General features: G+C 40.6%; 20 protein-coding genes. 11 read left to right on the top strand and 9 right to left on the bottom strand.

Translation table 11 applies throughout. From position 1 onward, the window contains the following. Nucleotides 1–18: 18 nt before the first annotated feature. Nucleotides 19–1,104, top strand: coding sequence for a DNA polymerase IV (gene dinB / locus BM192_RS00940; RefSeq protein ID WP_088775948.1), 1,086 nt, complete (start codon nt 19–21; stop codon nt 1,102–1,104). Here dinB and BM192_RS00945 read toward each other — a convergent pair. After that, nucleotides 1,094–2,281, bottom strand: a complete 1,188-nt coding sequence (locus BM192_RS00945) for an esterase-like activity of phytase family protein (protein ID WP_074963861.1) — start codon at nt 2,279–2,281, stop codon at nt 1,094–1,096. The two genes, dinB and BM192_RS00945, sit on opposite strands and share 11 nt — an antisense overlap. Nucleotides 2,282–2,357: 76 nt before the next feature. Here BM192_RS00945 and BM192_RS00950 point away from each other — a divergent pair, with 76 nt between their 5' ends. Then, complete coding sequence (locus BM192_RS00950) at nt 2,358–2,555, top strand: DUF3606 domain-containing protein (protein ID WP_234797478.1); 198 nt, start codon at nt 2,358–2,360, stop codon at nt 2,553–2,555. A 4-nt stretch (nt 2,556–2,559) separates the two neighbouring features. Here BM192_RS00950 and cls read toward each other — a convergent pair whose 3' ends face one another. Further along, nucleotides 2,560–4,020 carry a cardiolipin synthase gene (gene cls / locus BM192_RS00955; RefSeq protein ID WP_037443872.1) on the bottom strand — a complete coding sequence of 487 codons (1,461 nt, stop codon included), beginning with the start codon at nt 4,018–4,020 and terminating at the stop codon, nt 2,560–2,562. A 124-nt stretch (nt 4,021–4,144) separates the two neighbouring features. On the opposite strand from cls, the gene BM192_RS00960 reads away from it, so the two are divergent. Then, on the top strand, nt 4,145–4,516 hold the full coding sequence (locus tag BM192_RS00960; protein WP_037443874.1) for a response regulator: 372 nt from the start codon (nt 4,145–4,147) through the stop codon (nt 4,514–4,516). On the opposite strand, the gene BM192_RS00965 is transcribed toward BM192_RS00960, so the two are convergent. The 4 genes from BM192_RS00965 to BM192_RS00980 are packed head-to-tail and all read right to left on the bottom strand — an operon-like array spanning nt 4,501 to nt 9,353. Next, the gene (locus tag BM192_RS00965) at nt 4,501–5,697 is read right to left on the bottom strand and encodes an aspartate aminotransferase family protein (protein ID WP_037443876.1); all 1,197 of its coding nucleotides are present in this window, start codon (nt 5,695–5,697) and stop codon (nt 4,501–4,503) included. The two genes, BM192_RS00960 and BM192_RS00965, sit on opposite strands and share 16 nt — an antisense overlap. Before the next feature lie 49 nt (nt 5,698–5,746). Continuing rightward, nucleotides 5,747–7,048, bottom strand: coding sequence for an NAD(P)/FAD-dependent oxidoreductase (locus tag BM192_RS00970; protein WP_074586777.1), 1,302 nt, complete (start codon nt 7,046–7,048; stop codon nt 5,747–5,749). A gap of 16 nt (nt 7,049–7,064) precedes the next feature. Continuing rightward, nucleotides 7,065–8,195 carry a dipeptide epimerase gene (locus BM192_RS00975; protein ID WP_037443878.1) on the bottom strand — a complete coding sequence of 377 codons (1,131 nt, stop codon included), beginning with the start codon at nt 8,193–8,195 and terminating at the stop codon, nt 7,065–7,067. 30 nt (nt 8,196–8,225) lie between these two features. Next, nucleotides 8,226–9,353, bottom strand: a complete 1,128-nt coding sequence (locus BM192_RS00980) for an anhydro-N-acetylmuramic acid kinase (protein ID WP_234797479.1) — start codon at nt 9,351–9,353, stop codon at nt 8,226–8,228. Nucleotides 9,354–9,885: 532 nt separating this feature from the next. Here BM192_RS00980 and BM192_RS00985 point away from each other — a divergent pair. Continuing rightward, nucleotides 9,886–10,287 (top strand): VOC family protein, encoded by a 402-nt coding sequence (locus tag BM192_RS00985; protein WP_037443882.1) that lies wholly within the window; start codon nt 9,886–9,888, stop codon nt 10,285–10,287. A gap of 25 nt (nt 10,288–10,312) precedes the next feature. Here the strand turns inward: BM192_RS00985 and map are convergent, their stop codons facing one another. Then, nucleotides 10,313–11,113, bottom strand: a complete 801-nt coding sequence (gene map / locus BM192_RS00990; protein ID WP_037443884.1) for a type I methionyl aminopeptidase — start codon at nt 11,111–11,113, stop codon at nt 10,313–10,315. Nucleotides 11,114–11,441: 328 nt separating this feature from the next. Here map and BM192_RS00995 point away from each other — a divergent pair, with 328 nt between their 5' ends. The 5 genes from BM192_RS00995 to BM192_RS01015 all read left to right on the top strand — a co-directional run bounded on the left by BM192_RS00995 (nt 11,442) and on the right by BM192_RS01015 (nt 16,483). Then, complete coding sequence (locus BM192_RS00995) at nt 11,442–12,539, top strand: MBL fold metallo-hydrolase (RefSeq protein ID WP_037443958.1); 1,098 nt, start codon at nt 11,442–11,444, stop codon at nt 12,537–12,539. A 12-nt stretch (nt 12,540–12,551) separates the two neighbouring features. Next, nucleotides 12,552–13,346 (top strand): helix-turn-helix domain-containing protein, encoded by a 795-nt coding sequence (locus tag BM192_RS01000; RefSeq protein ID WP_037443886.1) that lies wholly within the window; start codon nt 12,552–12,554, stop codon nt 13,344–13,346. Between the two features lie 155 nt (nt 13,347–13,501). Next, the gene (locus tag BM192_RS01005) at nt 13,502–13,963 is read left to right on the top strand and encodes a GNAT family N-acetyltransferase (protein ID WP_088776001.1); all 462 of its coding nucleotides are present in this window, start codon (nt 13,502–13,504) and stop codon (nt 13,961–13,963) included. 106 nt (nt 13,964–14,069) lie between these two features. Next, complete coding sequence (aqpZ, locus tag BM192_RS01010) at nt 14,070–14,777, top strand: aquaporin Z (RefSeq protein WP_037443888.1); 708 nt, start codon at nt 14,070–14,072, stop codon at nt 14,775–14,777. A gap of 71 nt (nt 14,778–14,848) precedes the next feature. After that, nucleotides 14,849–16,483 carry a carboxylesterase/lipase family protein gene (locus BM192_RS01015; RefSeq protein ID WP_074963908.1) on the top strand — a complete coding sequence of 545 codons (1,635 nt, stop codon included), beginning with the start codon at nt 14,849–14,851 and terminating at the stop codon, nt 16,481–16,483. Between the two features lie 70 nt (nt 16,484–16,553). On the opposite strand, the gene BM192_RS01020 is transcribed toward BM192_RS01015, so the two are convergent. Beyond that, nucleotides 16,554–17,024, bottom strand: a complete 471-nt coding sequence (locus BM192_RS01020; RefSeq protein WP_037443890.1) for a GAF domain-containing protein — start codon at nt 17,022–17,024, stop codon at nt 16,554–16,556. A 112-nt stretch (nt 17,025–17,136) separates the two neighbouring features. On the opposite strand from BM192_RS01020, the gene BM192_RS01025 reads away from it, so the two are divergent. Continuing rightward, nucleotides 17,137–17,388, top strand: a complete 252-nt coding sequence (locus BM192_RS01025) for a hypothetical protein (RefSeq protein WP_037443892.1) — start codon at nt 17,137–17,139, stop codon at nt 17,386–17,388. Nucleotides 17,389–17,723: 335 nt separating this feature from the next. Further along, nucleotides 17,724–18,362: a hypothetical protein gene (locus BM192_RS01030; protein WP_074586760.1), complete on the top strand. Its 639-nt coding sequence runs from the start codon at nt 17,724–17,726 to the stop codon at nt 18,360–18,362. A 59-nt stretch (nt 18,363–18,421) separates the two neighbouring features. On the opposite strand, the gene nrdF is transcribed toward BM192_RS01030, so the two are convergent. After that, nucleotides 18,422–19,408: a class 1b ribonucleoside-diphosphate reductase subunit beta gene (nrdF, locus tag BM192_RS01035; protein ID WP_037443895.1), complete on the bottom strand. Its 987-nt coding sequence runs from the start codon at nt 19,406–19,408 to the stop codon at nt 18,422–18,424. Nucleotides 19,409–19,421: the final 13 nt, after the last annotated feature.

The following is a 19,421-nucleotide window of genomic DNA, read 5'->3' on the forward strand; positions in this document are numbered from 1 at the left end:
ATTAAACTATCTGCAAGCATGAAACGTAAAATAATTCATATCGATATGGATGCATTTTATGCAGCTGTGGAACAAAGAGATTTTCCGGAATACCGGGGTAAGCCGATCGTAGTCGGCGGTTCTCCGACCGGACGGGGTGTTGTCGCCACAGCAAGCTACGAAGCGAGGAAATTTGGTATTCACTCAGCCATGTCCTCTATCCGGGCAATACAATTATGTCCAACCGCTATTTTCGTCAGGCCGAGGTTTGATGCCTACCAAACTGTGTCCAGACAAATAAGAGCTATATTCTCCAGATATACAGATTTAATCGAACCGCTTTCCTTAGATGAGGCCTACCTGGACGTCACTGCCGATAAATTAGGAATCGGCTCAGCGCTCACTATTGCCCAAGAAATCAAAGATGCGATTCGTGAAGAACTAAACCTTACTGCTTCTGCCGGTGTTTCCAGTAATAAATTTATCGCGAAGATTGCTTCCGATATGAATAAGCCAGATGGATTAACTTTTATAGGTCCGTCTAAAATAGAGCGGTTTATGGAGCGGCTTCCTGTAGAGAAGTTCTTTGGAGTTGGTAAAGTGACTGCTGATAAAATGAAAAAAATGGGTTTTTATACTGGTGCTGATCTGAAAAAATTATCTGAGAAAGAGTTGAATCTCAAATTTGGAAAGGTTGGTTCCTTTTATTATAATATTGTTCGGGGGGTTGATGAGCGAAGTGTAAGACCGGATAGGGATACTAAGTCGCTGGGCGCAGAAGATACTTTTAGTAAAGATCTGGAAGATGTGGAAGAAATGATGACAGAGCTGGGATATCTTGCGCAAAAAGTAACTGAAAGGCTTGAAAGCAAAAAGCTGAAAGGAAAAACGCTGACCTTAAAAGTCAAATATGCAGATTTTACCCAAATTACCCGAAGTGAATCATTTTCCAAACCTATTGCTGGTTATAACCAGATTATGAACTGCGCGGGGAAACTTTTAAATAGCGTAGCTACAGTCGATATGAGTGTACGTTTACTTGGTTTATCGATCAGCAGGTTTGATGATAACCGTACTAAACCTGGTTATCCCGACCCTGATCAACTCGAACTCTTCACGGAATAATTTCAAAAAGAATGACCTGGGCCTGCTGTTTTTTGCTAAAGTTATTATCTGCAATTAAAATTAGCGAACGATTTCCGTTGTTTAATACCGGACCCAGGGTTGCTCCTTCTACATTATCTATATACATCCCAAGGTCGTCGAGATTTAACAATAATTTTTTACTTACCTTCTTTACCTGCGGATATTTGATCAGTGAGGGTATATCTTTAATATCTTCTGCAGTAGAAAAATCAGCCAGGAATATTTTTATCGTAGTCCCGCGATGGTCTGAAGTATAGGATCTCTCTGTAACTAGAAACTTCTGTTCGCCTATCCATAAGATATCCGGAATACCATTATTATAGTCAGCGTTTTCAGTTTTGGGCTTGTGAGCTATTGGATCCAGCTCATAAGCAAACTCACCTGTAGGCCGCTTTCCCTCCAGATCAAAACGGAATATTCTGACCAAGGCACCGTTTGGAGCAAAAGCTGACTGTGGACCATCCTGATAAAGAGGTTCTTCCATACTTGCATAAAGTTCCTTAAAATTATTCGCGTAACTCAACCCTTCCAGGACGCCATTACGTCTTGGCCCAGATTCTTTGACTTGCATCCGCAGGTTATCGGGCAATGGTACAGAATTCAGAAACTTTCCTTTAAGATTGCTGAATATAATTGTCGGGTCTACCAGGACAGTATCTCTGCGATCAACAATCCGTTCGCCTTCACTGCTCCAGACAATATTTTGGTGAACAGGGCTAAAACGGATTGCCTCCGGGTCAGTTGCTTTATGAATATTTTCTTTAGCACCAGGATAAATTCGCCCATCTTTCTGTTTTAAGAAATGGACGCTGTTGAACTTTATATCAGCAATACCGGTATCCGCGAGTTTAATCTTTGCAGTATAAAACCTGGCAGGATTAATTGAGGAGCGATCATCTGACAGCATATAATAAATGTCAGTATACGGATCATAATCAATGCCGGATAAACCCCCTACTGTAGTTTTGCTAAATTCGAAAGCGTTGGGAATGACAGATTTACCGATATATCTAAGCGCTGAAATGTCAGGCTGCTGTAGTTGTTTAGCTGTAGTATGGTGACGAACAGCACAGGAAGAACAAAGCAAAAAGCAAAAAAACAGTGCGGTAAACGCATATTTTTTAGAATTCAAGTAGCGCAAAAAGATAGCTGACATAGGGCAAATATAGCCACCCTATCCCTGAATAGCAGATTTAGGCATAAGTATTGTTATAATCATACAAAATAATGATATGATCTTGAGAAAACATATGGAAGATGAATCTGCGTTTCAGGTTCCAGACCGAAAAGTAATTAATATGAACGAGTATTATGAAATTGAATACTGGGCGAGTAAATTCGAGGTGAGCCCCGAACAACTTAAACTTGCTGTTCAACATACCGGCAGTATTATTCCCGCTGAAATTGAGGAATATCTCGCCGGTCGTTAGCGTGCTACAATAAGGGTGAAAATAAGCGACATAGTTTTTCGGGCAACTGCTTATATAACGGCCTTTTCTTCCAGTCTGAAGCCTTAATTCTTTCGGCGTCCTCGAGATCCCTTTCGAATACGGTTGTCATTTGTCTGGCGGTCTGCTGGTCATAAATTACAGCATTCACTTCAAAATTCAATTCATAACTCCTGTTATCCATATTTGCAGTTCCTATAACGGACAATTGTTCATCAATAACCATTGTTTTTGCATGGATAAAACCTTTCCTGTACTGGTAAATTTCTACTCCAGCTTCCAGCAGTTCTCCGTAATAGGATCTTGCCGCCGCCGCAACTACAATGGAATCTGACTTCCCTGGTACGAGTATCCTTACTTTTACACCGCTTAGAGACGCAACAATCAACGCATCCAGTAAACTCTCGCCTGGTATAAAATAGGGAGTAGTGATTAAAATTTCCTGCTCGGCCATACCTATTGCCTGGATTTGGGAATATAGAATGGTAGGGTTATCAGAATCTGGTCCGCTTGCAGCGATCTGTACAATGGCTTCGCCATATTTAGTTTCCCAATCACAGAAAAATTCCTCTTGCGGTATGAGCTCTTGTTCAGCACAGAAGTTCCAATCGCATATAAATAAATACTGCAGATAATATGTCCCCGGGCCAGTGATTTTTACATGAGTATCTCTCCAATACAGGTCGTTTGAGCTTTGAGCCAAATTCTGATATCGGTCACTAACATTTATTCCTCCGGTAAAAGCGATACATCCGTCGATAATAATAATTTTTCTGTGGTTCCTGTAATTCAACCGGTTGGCTAGCGCAATAAACAAAATATTATAAAAAGGGTAAGCCTCCACTCCTGCCGCCCGCAGCTCGGGAACGAGTTTCTTACGTATACTACGACTGCCGAAGTCATCGTATATAAAACGAACCTGTATACCGGCTTTCGCTTTTTCAATTAATACTTCTTTTATCGCATTTCCAATATCGTCATCTTCGAAAATATAATATTCGATATGTATGTGATGTTTAGCATCTTTCATTGCCTGTAAAACAGCCGGGAACTTTTGTTCACCATTTAGCAAAACCTCCACTTTATTATGACCGCTCAGTAAGCTCAATCCATCCTTAAGTAAAAGCCTTGCAAGCTTTTGAAATCTTGCCATTTCGTGTGGAACGGTATCCCAGACTTTTTTCGACTCGAGATACAAGCGCTGTCCGATCATGCGCTGAATACGTTCATCTTTTGTTATCTTTTTACTATAGAGTTTCCGTTTCCGGTAATTTGTACCGATAGAGAAATAAATCACAACGCCGATGACAGGCAGAAATACTGTCAGCATCAGATAAGCGAGCGTTTTAATCGTAGACCGGGTATCGTAAATAATACGCAGGCAGGTTAAAATAATAATAAATGAATAAAAGATTTCAAGTATAAGGATCCAGCGTATGTCCTGCATGAAGTGCAATAAATTAAGGTAAAATTAATTGGTTATTCAACAACAATTAGCCCGAACGTTTGTTCTGAAACCATAAAAACCGTTATGGAACGGAATTCATATGCTAAAGCTTTAACCTAATTATATGCAATTAACAAAGAAAATTCTCATTATTGATGATGACCAGGAAATCTTACATGCACTGCAGACCGTACTTGATTTCGTAGACTGGGATCTAAAAGTATTCGCGTCCGGGAAGTCCGCACTGGATGAAATCCGCAGAGAAAAACCAGACCTCGTACTTATGGATATTATACTAGATGGCGTAGATGGAAGGCAAATATGCAGAGCAATCAAAGAAGATAGCGCATTGCAGCACATTCCGGTAATTCTGATTAGTGGTGTAACAGGTCAGGAACAAATAAATCATCAGGATTTTGGGCCTGATGACTTCTTGTCAAAACCATTTACTGCTGGAGACCTGATAGATAAGGTTTACTTTCAGTTAGCTTCCTGAAATGAGTCCAGAGCTGTGAGAATTATCTTACAGGCATCCTGAATTTGTTCTTCAGTTATAATTAACGGTGGAGCTATTCTCATTGCAGTTTCGCAGTGCAGGAACCAGTCTATAATTAACCCTTGTCCTGCACAGTACTTACTAATCGCTTCAACTTGCTGAAAATTATCCAGTTGAATACTTAGCATTAGTCCCTTACCCCTAATTTCCTTAATTAAAGGGTGAATTAATAGGGAACGGAATAGCTCGCCTTTTTTGTTTACGTCCTTCACTAGATCTTCGTTCAGGATCACTTCCAGACTCGCAAGTCCGGCGACACACGACACCGGATGTCCGCCGAATGTAGTGATATGTCCGAGTATCGGATTTTCTTTCAATGCGCCCATTACGTCGCGGTTGGCAATGAATGCACCAATTGGCATTCCGCCACCTAGCGCTTTTGCCAGTAGTAGAATATCTGGTTCAATTCCATAATTCTCGAAAGCAAATAGTTTCCCGGTACGGCCGAATGCAGCCTGAATTTCGTCCATGATCAAGAGCGTTCCAGTTTCGTTGCAACGGGCACGAAGTGCCAGCATATAATCATTGGATGCAACACGAATGCCTGCTTCTCCCTGTACAGTCTCAATAATTACTGCAGCAGTGGTTTCCGTAATTCTATCCAGTTCGCTTGTTTCATTGAAATGAATAAAACTGACGTCAGGCAATAACGGACGATACTTTTGTTTATACTGCTCATTTCCCATTACACTTAAAGCACCATGGGTGCTGCCATGATAACTCTGATAGCAACTAATGATGCCGGTTCTGCCTGTAAAACGTTTAGCTAATTTTAATGCCCCTTCTGTAGCCTCAGCACCCGAATTTACAAAATACACGTTGTTGAGACTTGCAGGTAAAACGCTGATCAGCTTTTCTGCAAACCTAACCATCGGCGACTGTACGTATTCTCCATAAACAGTGAGGTGCAGAAATTTATCCAGCTGTGCTTTAATCGCGTCAATCACATGCGGATGCCGATGCCCGATATTGCTTACTGCAAACCCCGACACCAAATCCATATATCGCTTTCCCTGCGTATCATATAGGTAAATACCAGATGCAGATTCAATTTCCAGCATATTAGGACTGGTTGAGGTCTGTGCATTATTTTTCAGAAAAAGCTCTTTTAGGGTTATCATAATCTTAAATAAACGCGAAAATATTTAAAAAAGGCCCAATTCGTGCTTTTTAAACGTCAATTTTATCTTCTGCAGGTGTTTTATTTGTTTCGTCCATTGGTCTGATAATCATCCGAAGACTCTGATCGCGCGAAAAATACGCGACTGTCCAATTGTAAAGTGTATTCAAACGGTTCCGGTACGAGATTAGTGACAGTAAATGAATGAACAACCAGGCAAGCCAGGCGATAAATCCACTCAAATGTAGTTTAGGCTTTGGTAAATCGACCACAGCTTTATTTCTACCAATGATAGCCATACTGCCCTTATCGTGGTAACGGAAAGCGACAGGCGGCTTTCCAGAGAATTTTTTAGCGAAATTTCCGGCCAGATTCAAACCTTGCTGAATAGCTACCTGGGCAACTTGTGGATGCATGTCGGGAAATCCGGGATCGCCAGTCATACCAGAAGTGTCTCCAATTGCGTATACATGATTTAATCCGGCCACCTCATGAAACTCATTTACGATTAAACGTTTTCCTCTTCCATAACTTGCTGCTGGCACCCCTTCAAAGATCATAGCACTTACACCTGCTGCCCAGATCAGGTTCCTGGTTGCAATCTTAGTCCCATCCGAGAAAACGACATGGTCGTCTACATAATCACTAACATGGCTATTGAGAATTACCTTAACTCCTAATTTCGTCAGCGCTTCGTAAGTGTGGGTTTGAGAATCTTTACTCATCGGTTTCAGAAGCGCAGCTCCCCCATCAACCAGATAAATTTCAGCACCTGTATTATTTTTAAATTCCGGATAATCTTTTCTGACAATTGAGTACCTCATCTCCGCGAACATACCCGAGATCTCCACACCTGTAGGCCCTCCACCTGCAATAACGATGGTTAGGTTTTTACGGATTTCCTCCGGGTCCGTATGAATGGCTGCTTCTTCAAAATTGGTGAGCATTCTGTTCCGCATCTGAATAGCATCGCTCAGCGTTTTCATAGGGATTGCATTCTTGCGGACGTTCTCCATCCCAAAATAATTGGTCTCAGCACCAGTTGCGAAAACAAGGTGATCGTAATCTAGAATCCCATTGCTTAACTCAACCTGTTTCGCTTCGGGGTTTACACGGATAAGTCTGGCATAACGGAAATGCAGATTTCCTTTGCCACGAAAAATTTTCCGGATCGGGTAGCTGATACTGGAAGGTTCCAAAAATGCCGTTGCTACCTGGTATATCAGCGGAGGAAAGAAATTGTAATTGTTCTTATCTACTAGTGTAACCTTAAAATCTTTATGCTTACCCAGTGCTTTTGCCATATTAATTCCGGCAAAGCCACCACCTATAATTACAATATGTTCCTGCATATATCTTTTTATTTTATCAAATCAATTTCACTCCTATCCCTGGAAGCGTACTTAGGGTAACCTTACCATCTTGAATTGTCATGCCTTTAAACACATCATTTCCAATCAGAAGAGCACCATCTAGGTCGGCGTAGTCGGCCATTGGTGCCAACTGTGCTGCCGCAGATATGGCACAGGAGGTTTCAGTCATACAACCAATCATCACTTTCATGCCCAAAGACCGCGCCATAGTAAGCATCTTATGTGCTTCGCGCATTCCTGTAGATTTCATCAGCTTAATATTAATTCCGCTATAAACTTTATATGCCTTCAACACGTCAGGTAAGCGCTGCACAGACTCGTCGCCAAAGGTTGGTAAGGGACTATTTTCAGTTAACCATGCATTATCATCAATTCGTTCTTTAGGCATACCCTGTTCTATAAATACCACACCTTTTTCTTTTAACCACCCGGCCATATCTAAAGCGAAATTTCTATCTGTCCAGCCCTGATTAATATCGACGCAGATTGGCTTATCGGTAACTTCCCGGATAGTTTCTATCATCATTTTATCAGTGTCCCTGCCGAGCTTTACTTTAAGTAATTTATAAGGCTCAGCTTCTTTTACTTTCTGGCGGACTACTTCAGCTGTATCTATTCCTATGGTAAAAGAGGTTACCGGTGTATTTACAGGATTATATCCCCATATTTTATACCAGGGCTGCTGCATTATTTTACCGATCAGATCATGGAGTGCGATATCCACAGAAGCTTTCGCCGCTTTGTTTTCCGGCGCAAGCTGATCTACGTAGTGCAGAATATCCTCCAGCTGAAAAGGATCATCAAATTTCGACAAGTCTACTTTTCCTAAAAATTTAAGCACAGTTTCATGCGACTCACCCAAGTAAGGTGGCATTGAGGCTTCTCCATAACCTACAAGTCCTTCATACTCAATTTCAGTGAGGACAACGGGGGTTGTGCTTCTGGAGCTGGTTGCGAGGGTAAATACGTGATTTAACTGGAGTGTATAAGGGCGGAATTTTAATTTCATCTTACCTTTTGCCCCACTGAATGCGGGAAAGGCAATTGCTTGTCCCAGGGTACCCATGGTCAGGGAGGCCGTGCCTAGAATACTGGTGTTTCTTATAAAATCTCTTCTGCTGGTCATTATATTTTTGTTGGTCTAGGTTTAATTAATTTAGTCTGGCAGACTGATCTTGCCCATCGTCACCGCCGGGATACCCGGTCGCGATTTAAAGGCCTGCTGCGGCGCAGCTATACATTCATTCGCAAGTAAAGCAAATAAGACGGCTTCCTTCGCATCGGGATTCAATCCCAACTCCTGGGTGGATTGTAAATTCAGATTTAACCCTTCACTAATCATCTTATTCAGAAGTGGATTGTGCATTCCTCCACCACTTACATAGATCTGATAAGGAATATCACCAGTCAATTGCTGAATAGTTTGTACAATAACTCTGGCAGAGAATGCACATAATGTAGCCATTATATCTGCTGGTGAACATACTGGCTTTTCACATTTTTGAAGCGCGTCTTCCAAATATTTTAGATTAAAATATTCAGGCCCCGTCGTTCTGGGCAGGCCCAGTTTGAAGAACGGATCGGCCATTAATATTTTCAATAATTGCTCGTTTACTGTTCCGGATGATGCAATAATTGCATCCTGATCAAAAGATTTGCCGGGAAACTGGCTCGAAATATACTGGTCCATCATTGTATTTCCTGGTCCGACATCAGTAGAAAAAGCCGTCAAATCGGTTTCGCCGGAAGGCAGCCATGTGAAATTGGAGATGCCTCCTATATTTAGGAGAATCCTGTTTTCTTGCTGATCCGTAAACAAAAGGCTGTCGCCGTAGAAAACCAGTGGAGCTCCTTCCCCACCAGCCGCTATGTGTTTCTGCCTGAAGTCTGAGAGGGTGATTATTCCGGTTTTTACGGCAATATGATCTGCATCACCTATTTGTAATGTTGCGTTCGGAGCGGAATTCTGCAAATGAAAAGATTTCGGAGCGTGAAATATTGTTTGTCCATGACTGGCTATTATATCGACGTCTGTCACCGGGAAGTTCCAGCTTTTCAACGCCTGAAGGACCAACTCTGCCGTATAGGTCCCAATTTCAGCATTTAGCACTGTCAGTTTACAAAGATCTGCTAACGGTTGGAAAGCAATCTCTTTGATTCTGGATCGGAAATCATCTGTGTAAGGGATGGTAGTAAATTCAAGAAGCCGGCAAACGGTACCAGGTCCTGTGCCTTTAAATTGGCATAGCGCAATGTCAAGTCCATCCAGAGAAGTTCCTGACATTAAACCTATTATAGTTCTTGTAGGGGCATTGGCAATGGATGCTAACTTTAAAATCTGGCTCTTCATCTACTCTTGTCGTAAGGTCTAAATATAAGAAATATTAAAAAAATTATTTATCAGACTTATCAGCTTCAAAAAGCATGGATTTGTAATCTTCTGAGTCTCCCGTTTATTTCATTAAAAATAAGCCTTCAAGTATCTTTTAACGAAAATACAAGTCCAGGTTTAGATAGGTACAGGTTCAGAACCTGTGCATACTCCCTTCGTATTTTGTTCGATTTCGATTGAAGGAACAACGAAGGAAGTCCGAAGGAACAGCGAACAAAGTGTGCAGCAAATGTTAACCTGACCAGAGCGAGACTCGATTAACTTTAAATTAAATACAATTTAACCTCATACAACCTGAATTTTAAATAAGCTTACGTACGCCTGACGCAGAATAACGATGAACGGTTAGGGTATTTTTTAATAATTTCCGAAATCTTGTCCGGAAGATTCCGAGCAGTTTTTTATTATCAAATTTGATAGGATAATGCACATAAAGGTTAATCTAGATACAATTATACTCTACGTTCAAAACGTCGATACCTTAAAGTCATTCTACACTAGCATCTTTGGCTTTAGTATAGTTGAAGAATTTCATTCCGTATGGGCGCTTCTGGAATCCGGAAATTGTAAGATTGGCCTCCATCAAATTGGAGACGAATATCTTAGCAAAACCAAGGCAGCTTTTAAATTTGACAATAACACAAAGATTGTGTTTGAAATAAATCAGGATGTTCATGAAATCAGGGCATATCTGATTAGTCAGCATGTTCAAATGCGCGAAATCAAAACGTTTGACGGCTATGATTATTGGCTTTGTGATGGAGAAGATCCGGAGGGAAACATGTTTCAGTTGAAACAGGCAAAATTTAATCAGACCCAGAATTAGAATGGGCCTGATTAAATTTAATTATTTAGTAATATGAAGTATTGAGGTTAGCGTTAGCCTTTTCTGCCGCTTCAATAGGCGTGTAATCAGAGAGTACCAATGCCTGACCTTTCTTGATACAAACATCGTGTTCGAAATGAACTGATGGTAAGCCGTCATCGGTGCGGATGGTCCAGCCATCTTCATCTGTATAAATATCTCTTGTTCCCATATTAATCATAGGTTCGATAGCCAGAACAAGATTCTCTTTTAATAGCATACCGGAGCCTTTACGTCCATAATTTGGTAATTGAGGATCTTCGTGCATCGCACTTCCCAGTCCATGACCAACTAGTTCTCTCACTACACCATAACCTTCTTTTTCTGCATGCACCTGAATAGCATTTGAAATATCACCTATTCTCTTCCCTACTGTAGCATATTTTATACCCTCGTATAAGGACTCTTTCGTTACTCTTACCAGTTTAAGTACCTCTGGGGTAATTTCGCCTAATAGAAATGTATAGGCATGATCCCCATGGAAACCATTTTTAAAAACACCTACATCTACTGATACCAGGTCTCCGTCCGTTAATGGAATGTCGTTTGGAAACCCATGTACGACCACATCATTAACTGAGATGCAGCTGTTGAACGGGAAACCATTATAATTCAGAAAGGACGGAATTGCCTTATGATCTGCAATAAACTCCCCGATCAAACGGTCTATCTGCATAGTAGTCATCCCTGTTTTCAAAACTTTGGCTACTTCTGTCAAAGCGGAGCTGACCAGCAATGCACTGATCTGCATCAACTCTATTTCTTCATCTGTTTTATATATAATCATTTGCTGCAAAAATAATAAAAATAATAAAGTACATCATCAGGATCTTTTCCTGAACGACCATAAACCATTATGAGCTTCTCAGGAAAGTATAATTGAGCTTTTCAAGAAAGTAAATCCAAATTAAGATGTGTAGATTTGTTGTGTCTGAAAAATGGATTATTTCCAATAAAGCGCTTCAAAACAGGTTAAAGTAAGTATTCAATGAGCTTTTCAAGAAAGTTGCTAATATTTTTAGCGTCGATTTCAACCTTGAAGAAAGAGGTTGATTGGGAAATAGAACAGTAGAAAAATGAGATACAAAGGTTTTTTTAAGAAAGCATTTAAAACAATGGCAGTAGCAGTTGCAGTAATATTTATATTAGGGATCATCGTATTTCTATATACAATGACTCCGCAGTTTGGACAAAATCCAAAAGGAGAACGATTAACACGGATAATCCAATCGCCGAATTATAGAAATGGAAAATTTCAGAACAAACATCACACCCCTCAATTAACCGAAGGATATGGTTACACAAAAGTCTTGTACGAGTATTTATTTAATAATAGCACGACTATAAAACCTACAGAAAGCATCCCGTCGATCAAAACGGATATAAAAGCTATACCATTGACAGAGAACGTGCTGATCTGGTTTGGACACTCCTCTTATTACATTCAGGTTGACGGTATACGCATATTAGTAGATCCGGTATTCAGCGGCAATGCATCGCCACTTCCTGGCGGCACAAAGGCATTTAAGGGTACCGATATTTACACAGCTTCAGATTTTCCAGAAATAGACTACCTCCTGATTTCCCACGATCATTATGACCATTTTGACTATAAAACACTTGTGGCCTTAAAACCCAAAATAAAGAGTCTCGTCTGTGGATTGGGCGTTGGAGCTCATTTAGAGCGCTGGGGCTATTCGCCTAAGGTAATAATTGAAAAAGATTGGGACGAAACGGTCGAACCTGAGAACGGAATTCTGATACACGTACTTCCTGCAAGGCATTTTTCTGGCAGGGCACTATCTGCCAATAACACTTTATGGGCCTCCTACCTGCTGCAAACCAAGTCACGCCGTATATACATTGGTGGAGATAGCGGATACGATGATCACTTTGCCCGCATAGGAAAATCGTTTGGCCCTATAGACATAACCATACTTGAGAACGGTCAGTACGACACAGCATGGAAATACATCCATATGCAACCGGAAGAAGTACTTAAAGCTTTTAAAGAGCTGGGCGCAAAAAAATTATTTCCCGTTCATTCGTCTAAATTTGCATTAGGCAACCATGCATGGAATGAACCCCTGGAAAGGATTTCATTATTAGCGCAATCTGAGAACGTACCATTAATGACGCCGGTTATCGGAGAGGTGGTTGAACTGGATAATCCACGTCAGATATTTAAAAAATGGTGGAAAGAAGTTAAATAATTTTTTTGAAGTATGAGCACAGTACAAGATTTATCAGGCATTGTATATTCCTGTTATACAGAAGTTAGCAGAGCTGGAGAACAGTTTATCGAAGAACATGGGTTGTCATACATTGTTTCCGGAAATCTGGAAGCCTTTGACGGTGAAAAAACACATCGATTTAACACTGGAGAGATCATTCTTTATAAAAAGAATACACTGGCAAAATTTGTTAAACAGCCCGCTGAAAATAAACCGTTTGAATCTGTTTCTCTTCTTCTTGACAAGGATATACTCTGGGCCTATAATGAGGCCAGAGGAAGTTATAAAGCGAATCCTAGTAAGGAATTATCTCCATTTTATACAATCCGGCCCGACAAGCTAAGTGTAAACTATTTCAAATCGCTTCATGCTCTTTTTGAAGAAAAAATCCCGGACGAACTGATTACACTTAAAAAGCAGGAAGCTGTTATCTTGTTACTAAGAAGTAACCCTGCACTAAAAGACGTGCTATTTGATTTTAGCATGCCTGGCAAAATAGATCTGGAAGCCTTCATGAATCAGAATTACAAATTCAATGTCCCCTTACCCCGACTAGCTTACCTCACAGGAAGGAGCCTCGCGTCGTTTAAACGTGATTTTGAAAAAACATACCATATGTCACCTAACCGCTGGATGCAAAACAAGAGGCTGCATGAAGCTCATTTCCTCCTCTCCGAGAAAAAGATGAAACCAATAGAAGTGTTTAGTAATGTTGGTTTTGAAACGTTGTCGCACTTCTCCTATGCTTTTAAGCAACAGTTCGGAATCAATCCGTCTGCCATTTGATTTTTTTTGCAAATCAAATAAAACGATTGAAATGTAATATACGTCTGTTAGCAATACAGCTTTTTTCAAGCTGATTCCGAGAATGAAAATTATTTACATCTTAAACTAAATATTAAGATTTTTTATTAAAATAGATACATTTGGCTTTTTAATAGATGAAGAATATGACTTTTACCGAGCTTTGCAAACCTTTCGACTCCTTAACCTTAAAAGAACTATATGCAATCTTACGCCTCAGAAGCGAGGTTTTTGTGCTGGAGCAGGAATGTGTATTTTTAGATGCTGATGAAAAAGATTTCAAATGCCAGCACTTGATGCTTTTTTCAGAGCACAAATTGGTTGCTTACGCAAGGATTGTGCCCCCCGGCGTGTCCTTTTCGGAAGCCTCAATAGGGCGTGTTGTTACGAGTCCGATTGTAAGAGGTAAAAATTTCGGGAAAATCCTTATGCGTCTGGCAATATCAAATTGTGAAAGGCTGCACGGTTTAAGGGATATCCGTATCGGTGCTCAAAGTTACTTACAGCCTTTTTATGAATCTTTTGGATTCATCCAGACTGGAGAGCCATATCTGGAAGATGATATTCCGCATATCGAAATGGTCAAAAAGCTGCCTTAGCACAGTGAAAGCTAATAATGTTAAACAAAAATAAGACGAAAAGATAATTTGTTAAAGAGATGGTATTTTGAGTTATATTTAAAATATATAACTAATTCATATTCAAATGGAAACAAATACCTTTTCTAAATTCTCTGCCGAATTTTTCGGCACGCTGGTACTAGTCCTGATGGGTTGCGGAAGCGCTGTCATTGCTGGCGCCGATGGAACAACAGGTGTTGGCCTGCTAGGCATCTCTTTTGCGTTTGGCTTATCTGTTGTCGCAATGGCCTACGCTATCGGTCATATTTCCGGTTGTCATATTAACCCTGCAATTTCTATTGGAATGGTCATTGCCGGAAGAATGAAAGCTAGCGAGGCTGTAATTTATGTGATCGCCCAGGTTCTGGGTGCCATTGCAGGAGCAGCAATCCTTTACCTGATCGCGAGTGGCAAAGCTGACTACAGCCTTGAAACCGGGGGCCTGGGGCAAAATGGATACGATTCTGGTTCTCCTGGCCATTATAATCTACTTTCCGGCTTCATTGCAGAAGCAGTATTTACATTTATTTTTCTCTTTGTTATTTTCGGCTCCACGTCTACCAAAAATATAAACGGCGGATTTGCCGGCTTATCTATTGGCCTGAGTCTGGTATTAATTCATATCGTAGGTATTAAGGTGACTGGCGTATCTGTAAATCCAGCCAGAAGCATTGGCCCTGCACTTCTTGTAGGTGGTCAGGCGCTCAGCCAGGTGTGGTTGTTTATCTTAGCTCCTGTTATAGGAAGTATTCTTAGTGCATTAGCATGGAGGTTTCTGCTGGAAAGAAAATAATATGTAATTTAGGCTTTAAATACCAAATACTATTAACTCCCTTATTGAGATTCAAAGGAATCACACTCACTATGCGTAAACTATTACTTTTATTAGTCTGTCTGACAGGCTTACACAATGTCGGTTATACCCAATCCGGCGGAACGACAATGGACGGACAAGTCACAATTGAGGCGGGTGAACTTGCCGGGGCAAAAGAAAACTCGGGCATATGGAGCTTCAAGGGTGTACCATTTGCAAAACCACCAGTCGGACAACTCCGGTGGGCACCACCTCAGCCGGCAGATCACTGGGAAGGTGTTAAAAAAGCAAATGCTTTCGGACCGAGCCCAATGCAAAAGGCTGTATTCGGAGATATGCGTTTTCGTTCATCAGGAATGCAGGAAGACTGTCTTTATCTGAATGTGTGGACACCGGCCAGAAGAAAAACTGAAAAACTCCCGGTGCTCGTTTATTTCTATGGCGGCGGTTTTATAGCGGGAGATGGCTCAGAAGCCCGATACGACGGAGAGCAAATGGCCAAACAAGGAATTGTAGTGCTAACTGTAAATTACAGACTCGGCATTTTTGGGTTTTTCGCACACCCTGAACTTAGTAAAGAGTCTACCTATCACGGTTCGGGAAATTACGGTCTGCTTGACCAGCACGCCGCACTTGTTTGGGTTAAAAAAAACATAGCTGCATTTGGTGGTGACCCCAACAAGATTACAATTGCTGGTGAATCTGCAGGTTCTATCGCCGTTTCTGCGCTAATGGCATCTCCATTGTCTTCCGGATTAATTGCTGGTGCAATAGGAGAAAGCGGCGGTATGTTTAACCCTACAATCCCCCCGGTTAGTCTTTCTGATGCAGAACAGGCAGGTCTGGAATTTGCAAGAAAAGCACAAACTGATGATCTGGCTGAATTGAGGGATCTTACCGAAACAGAATTACTGGACAAAGCTGCAAACCTGAAGATGCTGTCTTTTCCGCCTACTATCGACGGTTATTTCCTGAAAGAAGCGCCGGCAAAGGTATTCGAAAAAGGTAAGCAAGCCCGGGTGCCATTGTTACTGGGCTGGAATTCTGCAGAGATACCTTATCAATCTATAATGGGTGGTAAAAAACCAGGGCCTGATGAATATACTGAAGTTATCAATTCATTATACGGGGCAAAAGCAAAAGAAGCACTCCGTCTTTACCAAGGGCTAACTACAGATCAGGTTAAACGCGCAGCTACAGATCTGGCAAGTGACAGGTTCATTGTTTACAGTACCTGGAAATGGGCAGATTTACACAGTAAAACCGGCAAGAGAAATGTATACCGCTACATATTTACGCCAACTAAACCACCATTAAGTCGCGCATACCGGTCTCAGCAACCTGGGCTTGCAGGCGGAATGCAGCCTGCTTCTAAAGAGAGACAAACAGAAGAAGAACAGTTAGGCGCCCCACATGCTTTCGAAATTGAGTATGCTTTGGGCAATCTGGCACTTAACCCGGTCTACGAATGGAGAAAGGAAGATTACAGAATCTCACATGACATGCTGCGTTATTTCGCTTCATTCATAAAAACAGGTAATCCGAATACTGGTAGCTTACCGCAGTGGCCTGTCATAAAAGATAATCGTAATGCACAGTACCTTGAAATTGGCGTACAAACAAAGGCTGTTCAGGATAGGCACACAGGACGGTATCTCTTTTTAGATAAAGAATACAACAAATAATGTTTTAATGAAGCAGAGGCTTTCCAATACAGTTTAATACTGTCAATCGGAAAGCCTCTATATTTTAAAGTTAAAGAAATGACATGATTTCTTTCAGATATTTAGCATCAACCTCGTCGAAGTGATTTAGTTCATCGCTATCTGCATCAAGTACACCGATAAGCTTTCCAGCGGCACTCACAGGAATAACTATTTCTGACCTGGACGCAGAACTGCAGGCAATATGTCCTGGGAATGCATCCACGTCCGGCACAATAAGCACTTTATTGTCTGCCCAGGATTGTCCACATACCCCTTTTCCAGATTTAATACGCGTACAGGCAATTGGTCCCTGAAACGGCCCCAGAACCAATTCCCCTTCTGACTCCAGGTAAAAACCAATCCACAACCACCCGAACTGTTCTTTCAGCGCGGCAGCAACGTTTGCTAGATTAGCAATCAGGTTCTCCTCTCCCTCTACCAACGCATGGATCTGCGGGACAAGAGATAAGTATTGTTCTTCTTTATTTGTAGTTTTCAGGATGACCAGATCTTCTGCCATAATTTAATTTTTTAGTATTGACAGCAAATTTAAGTAAATGAAAACAGAACGTTTCAATGCATTTGAAATTACTTAGCTTTGGACTTTTTACAAATCAAGATAAGACAAAACCATGAGAGTTATAGCAGAGCTTCCGCACCCGGATTGTAAGATCACCTTATTTCAAATGAATCAAAAATATATCATAAAGTTTGAACAGGGCAATCTGGAGCAAAGCTATAAATTGGCCGAGCTCGATCTGACAGGTGGCGGTGTAAATGAGGTTTTTCAAATTCTCGATGAAGAATTTATCAAGACAGTAACTGACCGGTTTAAACTCATGAGAGGGGATTTCTCCGCGGCCTACAACAGGCAACAGTATTAGTTTATATGGAGTTCATAAAGATCTGTAAAATAAGTTTATAACATCATAAACAGAACTTTATTCTGCATATATACTGTTTTTCATAGTCGTATTGTATTACCACAATAATAATCAGTTTACATATACTGGAATAAGTATGTTGAATATCATGTAGTTATGATATATAAACGAATTATATTTTGTGTATAAAAACTCAGAATATTGTTTTGAATTGGGGTAAATCATAAAAAAACAGGAATTCTGATTTCGTATAAAGTACACCACTAAATTAACAAAATTTGCAACAGGATAAACATAAGTGGCTAGCTGCTGTTGTAAATAAACAAAAATCTAACATGAAAAATATAACCCGCTCCCTGGCCCTTCTATTGGTAATATGTATCCATCCTGTTATCAGTAAAGCCCAGCAAACTTCTCCCCGGCAAGATAAATTTTATACGATGAGCGGTTTTGGCTTCTCCGTGCCTGTAGGTGAAATTAGTGCAAATGCAAGACCAAAATTCTCCACTTCTGTAGGGGTAAATTTTGGTTTGGGAGATGGTGGTCTATTCCTCTACCCTAAAATAAGCCTTCATGTTTTTGGCTTTGATAATCCGATAAGAGAGATGGAAAATTCTTACTACCTTGAAAAAGGAAGGGCAACTACCTATCTGTTGAATGTCGCTTTAGGGTACCGTAAAATAATTAATAAGTTTGCCTTCTACGGATTCGTAGGCGGTGGCGGTGGGTTTATACTCACGCCGAGAGTCATGGTGGACCAGGAGACAAATATCGCCACATTGAACAATAAAACTAACTATACAGGAATAATTGAGCCGGGAATAGGTGTCGAATACAACCTTGGAGGTGCGAATATGTTTTTCGAAAGTAGTTTTATGCACGGGTTCAGTAAACTCGGCAATCAGGCGTTTAATACGGTTCCTTTGACTATAGGTATTAAACCTAACTTAAGCCGCCTGTTCAATAAGAAATAAAAAAACCCGTTAAACTGGTTCAACAGTTTAACGGGTAATTATTACATCTGACCAGTAATTCAGATTGCAGGATCAGTATCCATCAGAAAGTCGTCATCATGTAAATAGACAACTTCCATACTTTTCTCGTAATTGGTAGATTTTTTTGAGAAGAAATCGTGCTGCGTAGTTTCTCCGTTTAATCCATTTAAAACTATTGAGTTAACCGATTTAACCTCAAATAGCTCTTCAAATCCAAGATTCATCATAGCTTTGTTGGCATTATAACGAACGTATTCCTTTACATCGGCAGTCAATCCCGCTTCTGTATATAATTCATCCGTATATTTTAACTCATTCTCATAGAGTTCCATCAATAGATTTACCATTTCTTGTTTTGTCTTTTCAGGATTTGGTAGTTTCTTATACAGATCCTGTGCAAGCAACCCTACAAAAACTCCATGGATGGACTCATCTGCAACGATTTTCTTAATAATATCTGCACTAGCTACCATCTGCCCTTGTCCCGCAAGCCATAGCGGCATAAAGAAGCCGCTGTAGAAGAGAAAAGACTCTAAGAATACTGATGCGGCCAAAGCCATAAATAACGTCTCATCATTCACCTTATCAGCATCCAGCTTTCTATAATACTTATCGATTGTTGCCGCTTTGAATTGCAGTAATTTATTAGACTCCACCCAGTCAAATAATTCATTAATCTCTGCCGTGCTGTTAACGGTAGTGAATATTGTAGAGTATGACTTGGCGTGAATGGCTTCCATCATACACATAAATGAAAGAACTGCTTTGTTCTGCAATCCGTCAATATGATCTAGTAATTTTGGCATACCGGTATGACTTTGCAATGTATCAAGCAATGTAAGGCCGCCTAAAGCTCTTTTGTAAGTCTGCTGTATTTCCGGACTAAGTGATTTCCAGCTATCAATATCTTTAGACGGTATATATTCGGTATCTATCCAGAATTGCCTCAGATTCTGCTCCCAGAAAAGACCTGCATAGTCGTTCTCCGGGGTGTTCCAGTTGACTGCTTTATAAGAGTTGTGCATATAATATTATTTC

Origin of the sequence: Pedobacter antarcticus (genome assembly GCF_900112985.1) — a bacterium.
GTDB classification, from domain to species: domain Bacteria; phylum Bacteroidota; class Bacteroidia; order Sphingobacteriales; family Sphingobacteriaceae; genus Pedobacter; species Pedobacter antarcticus.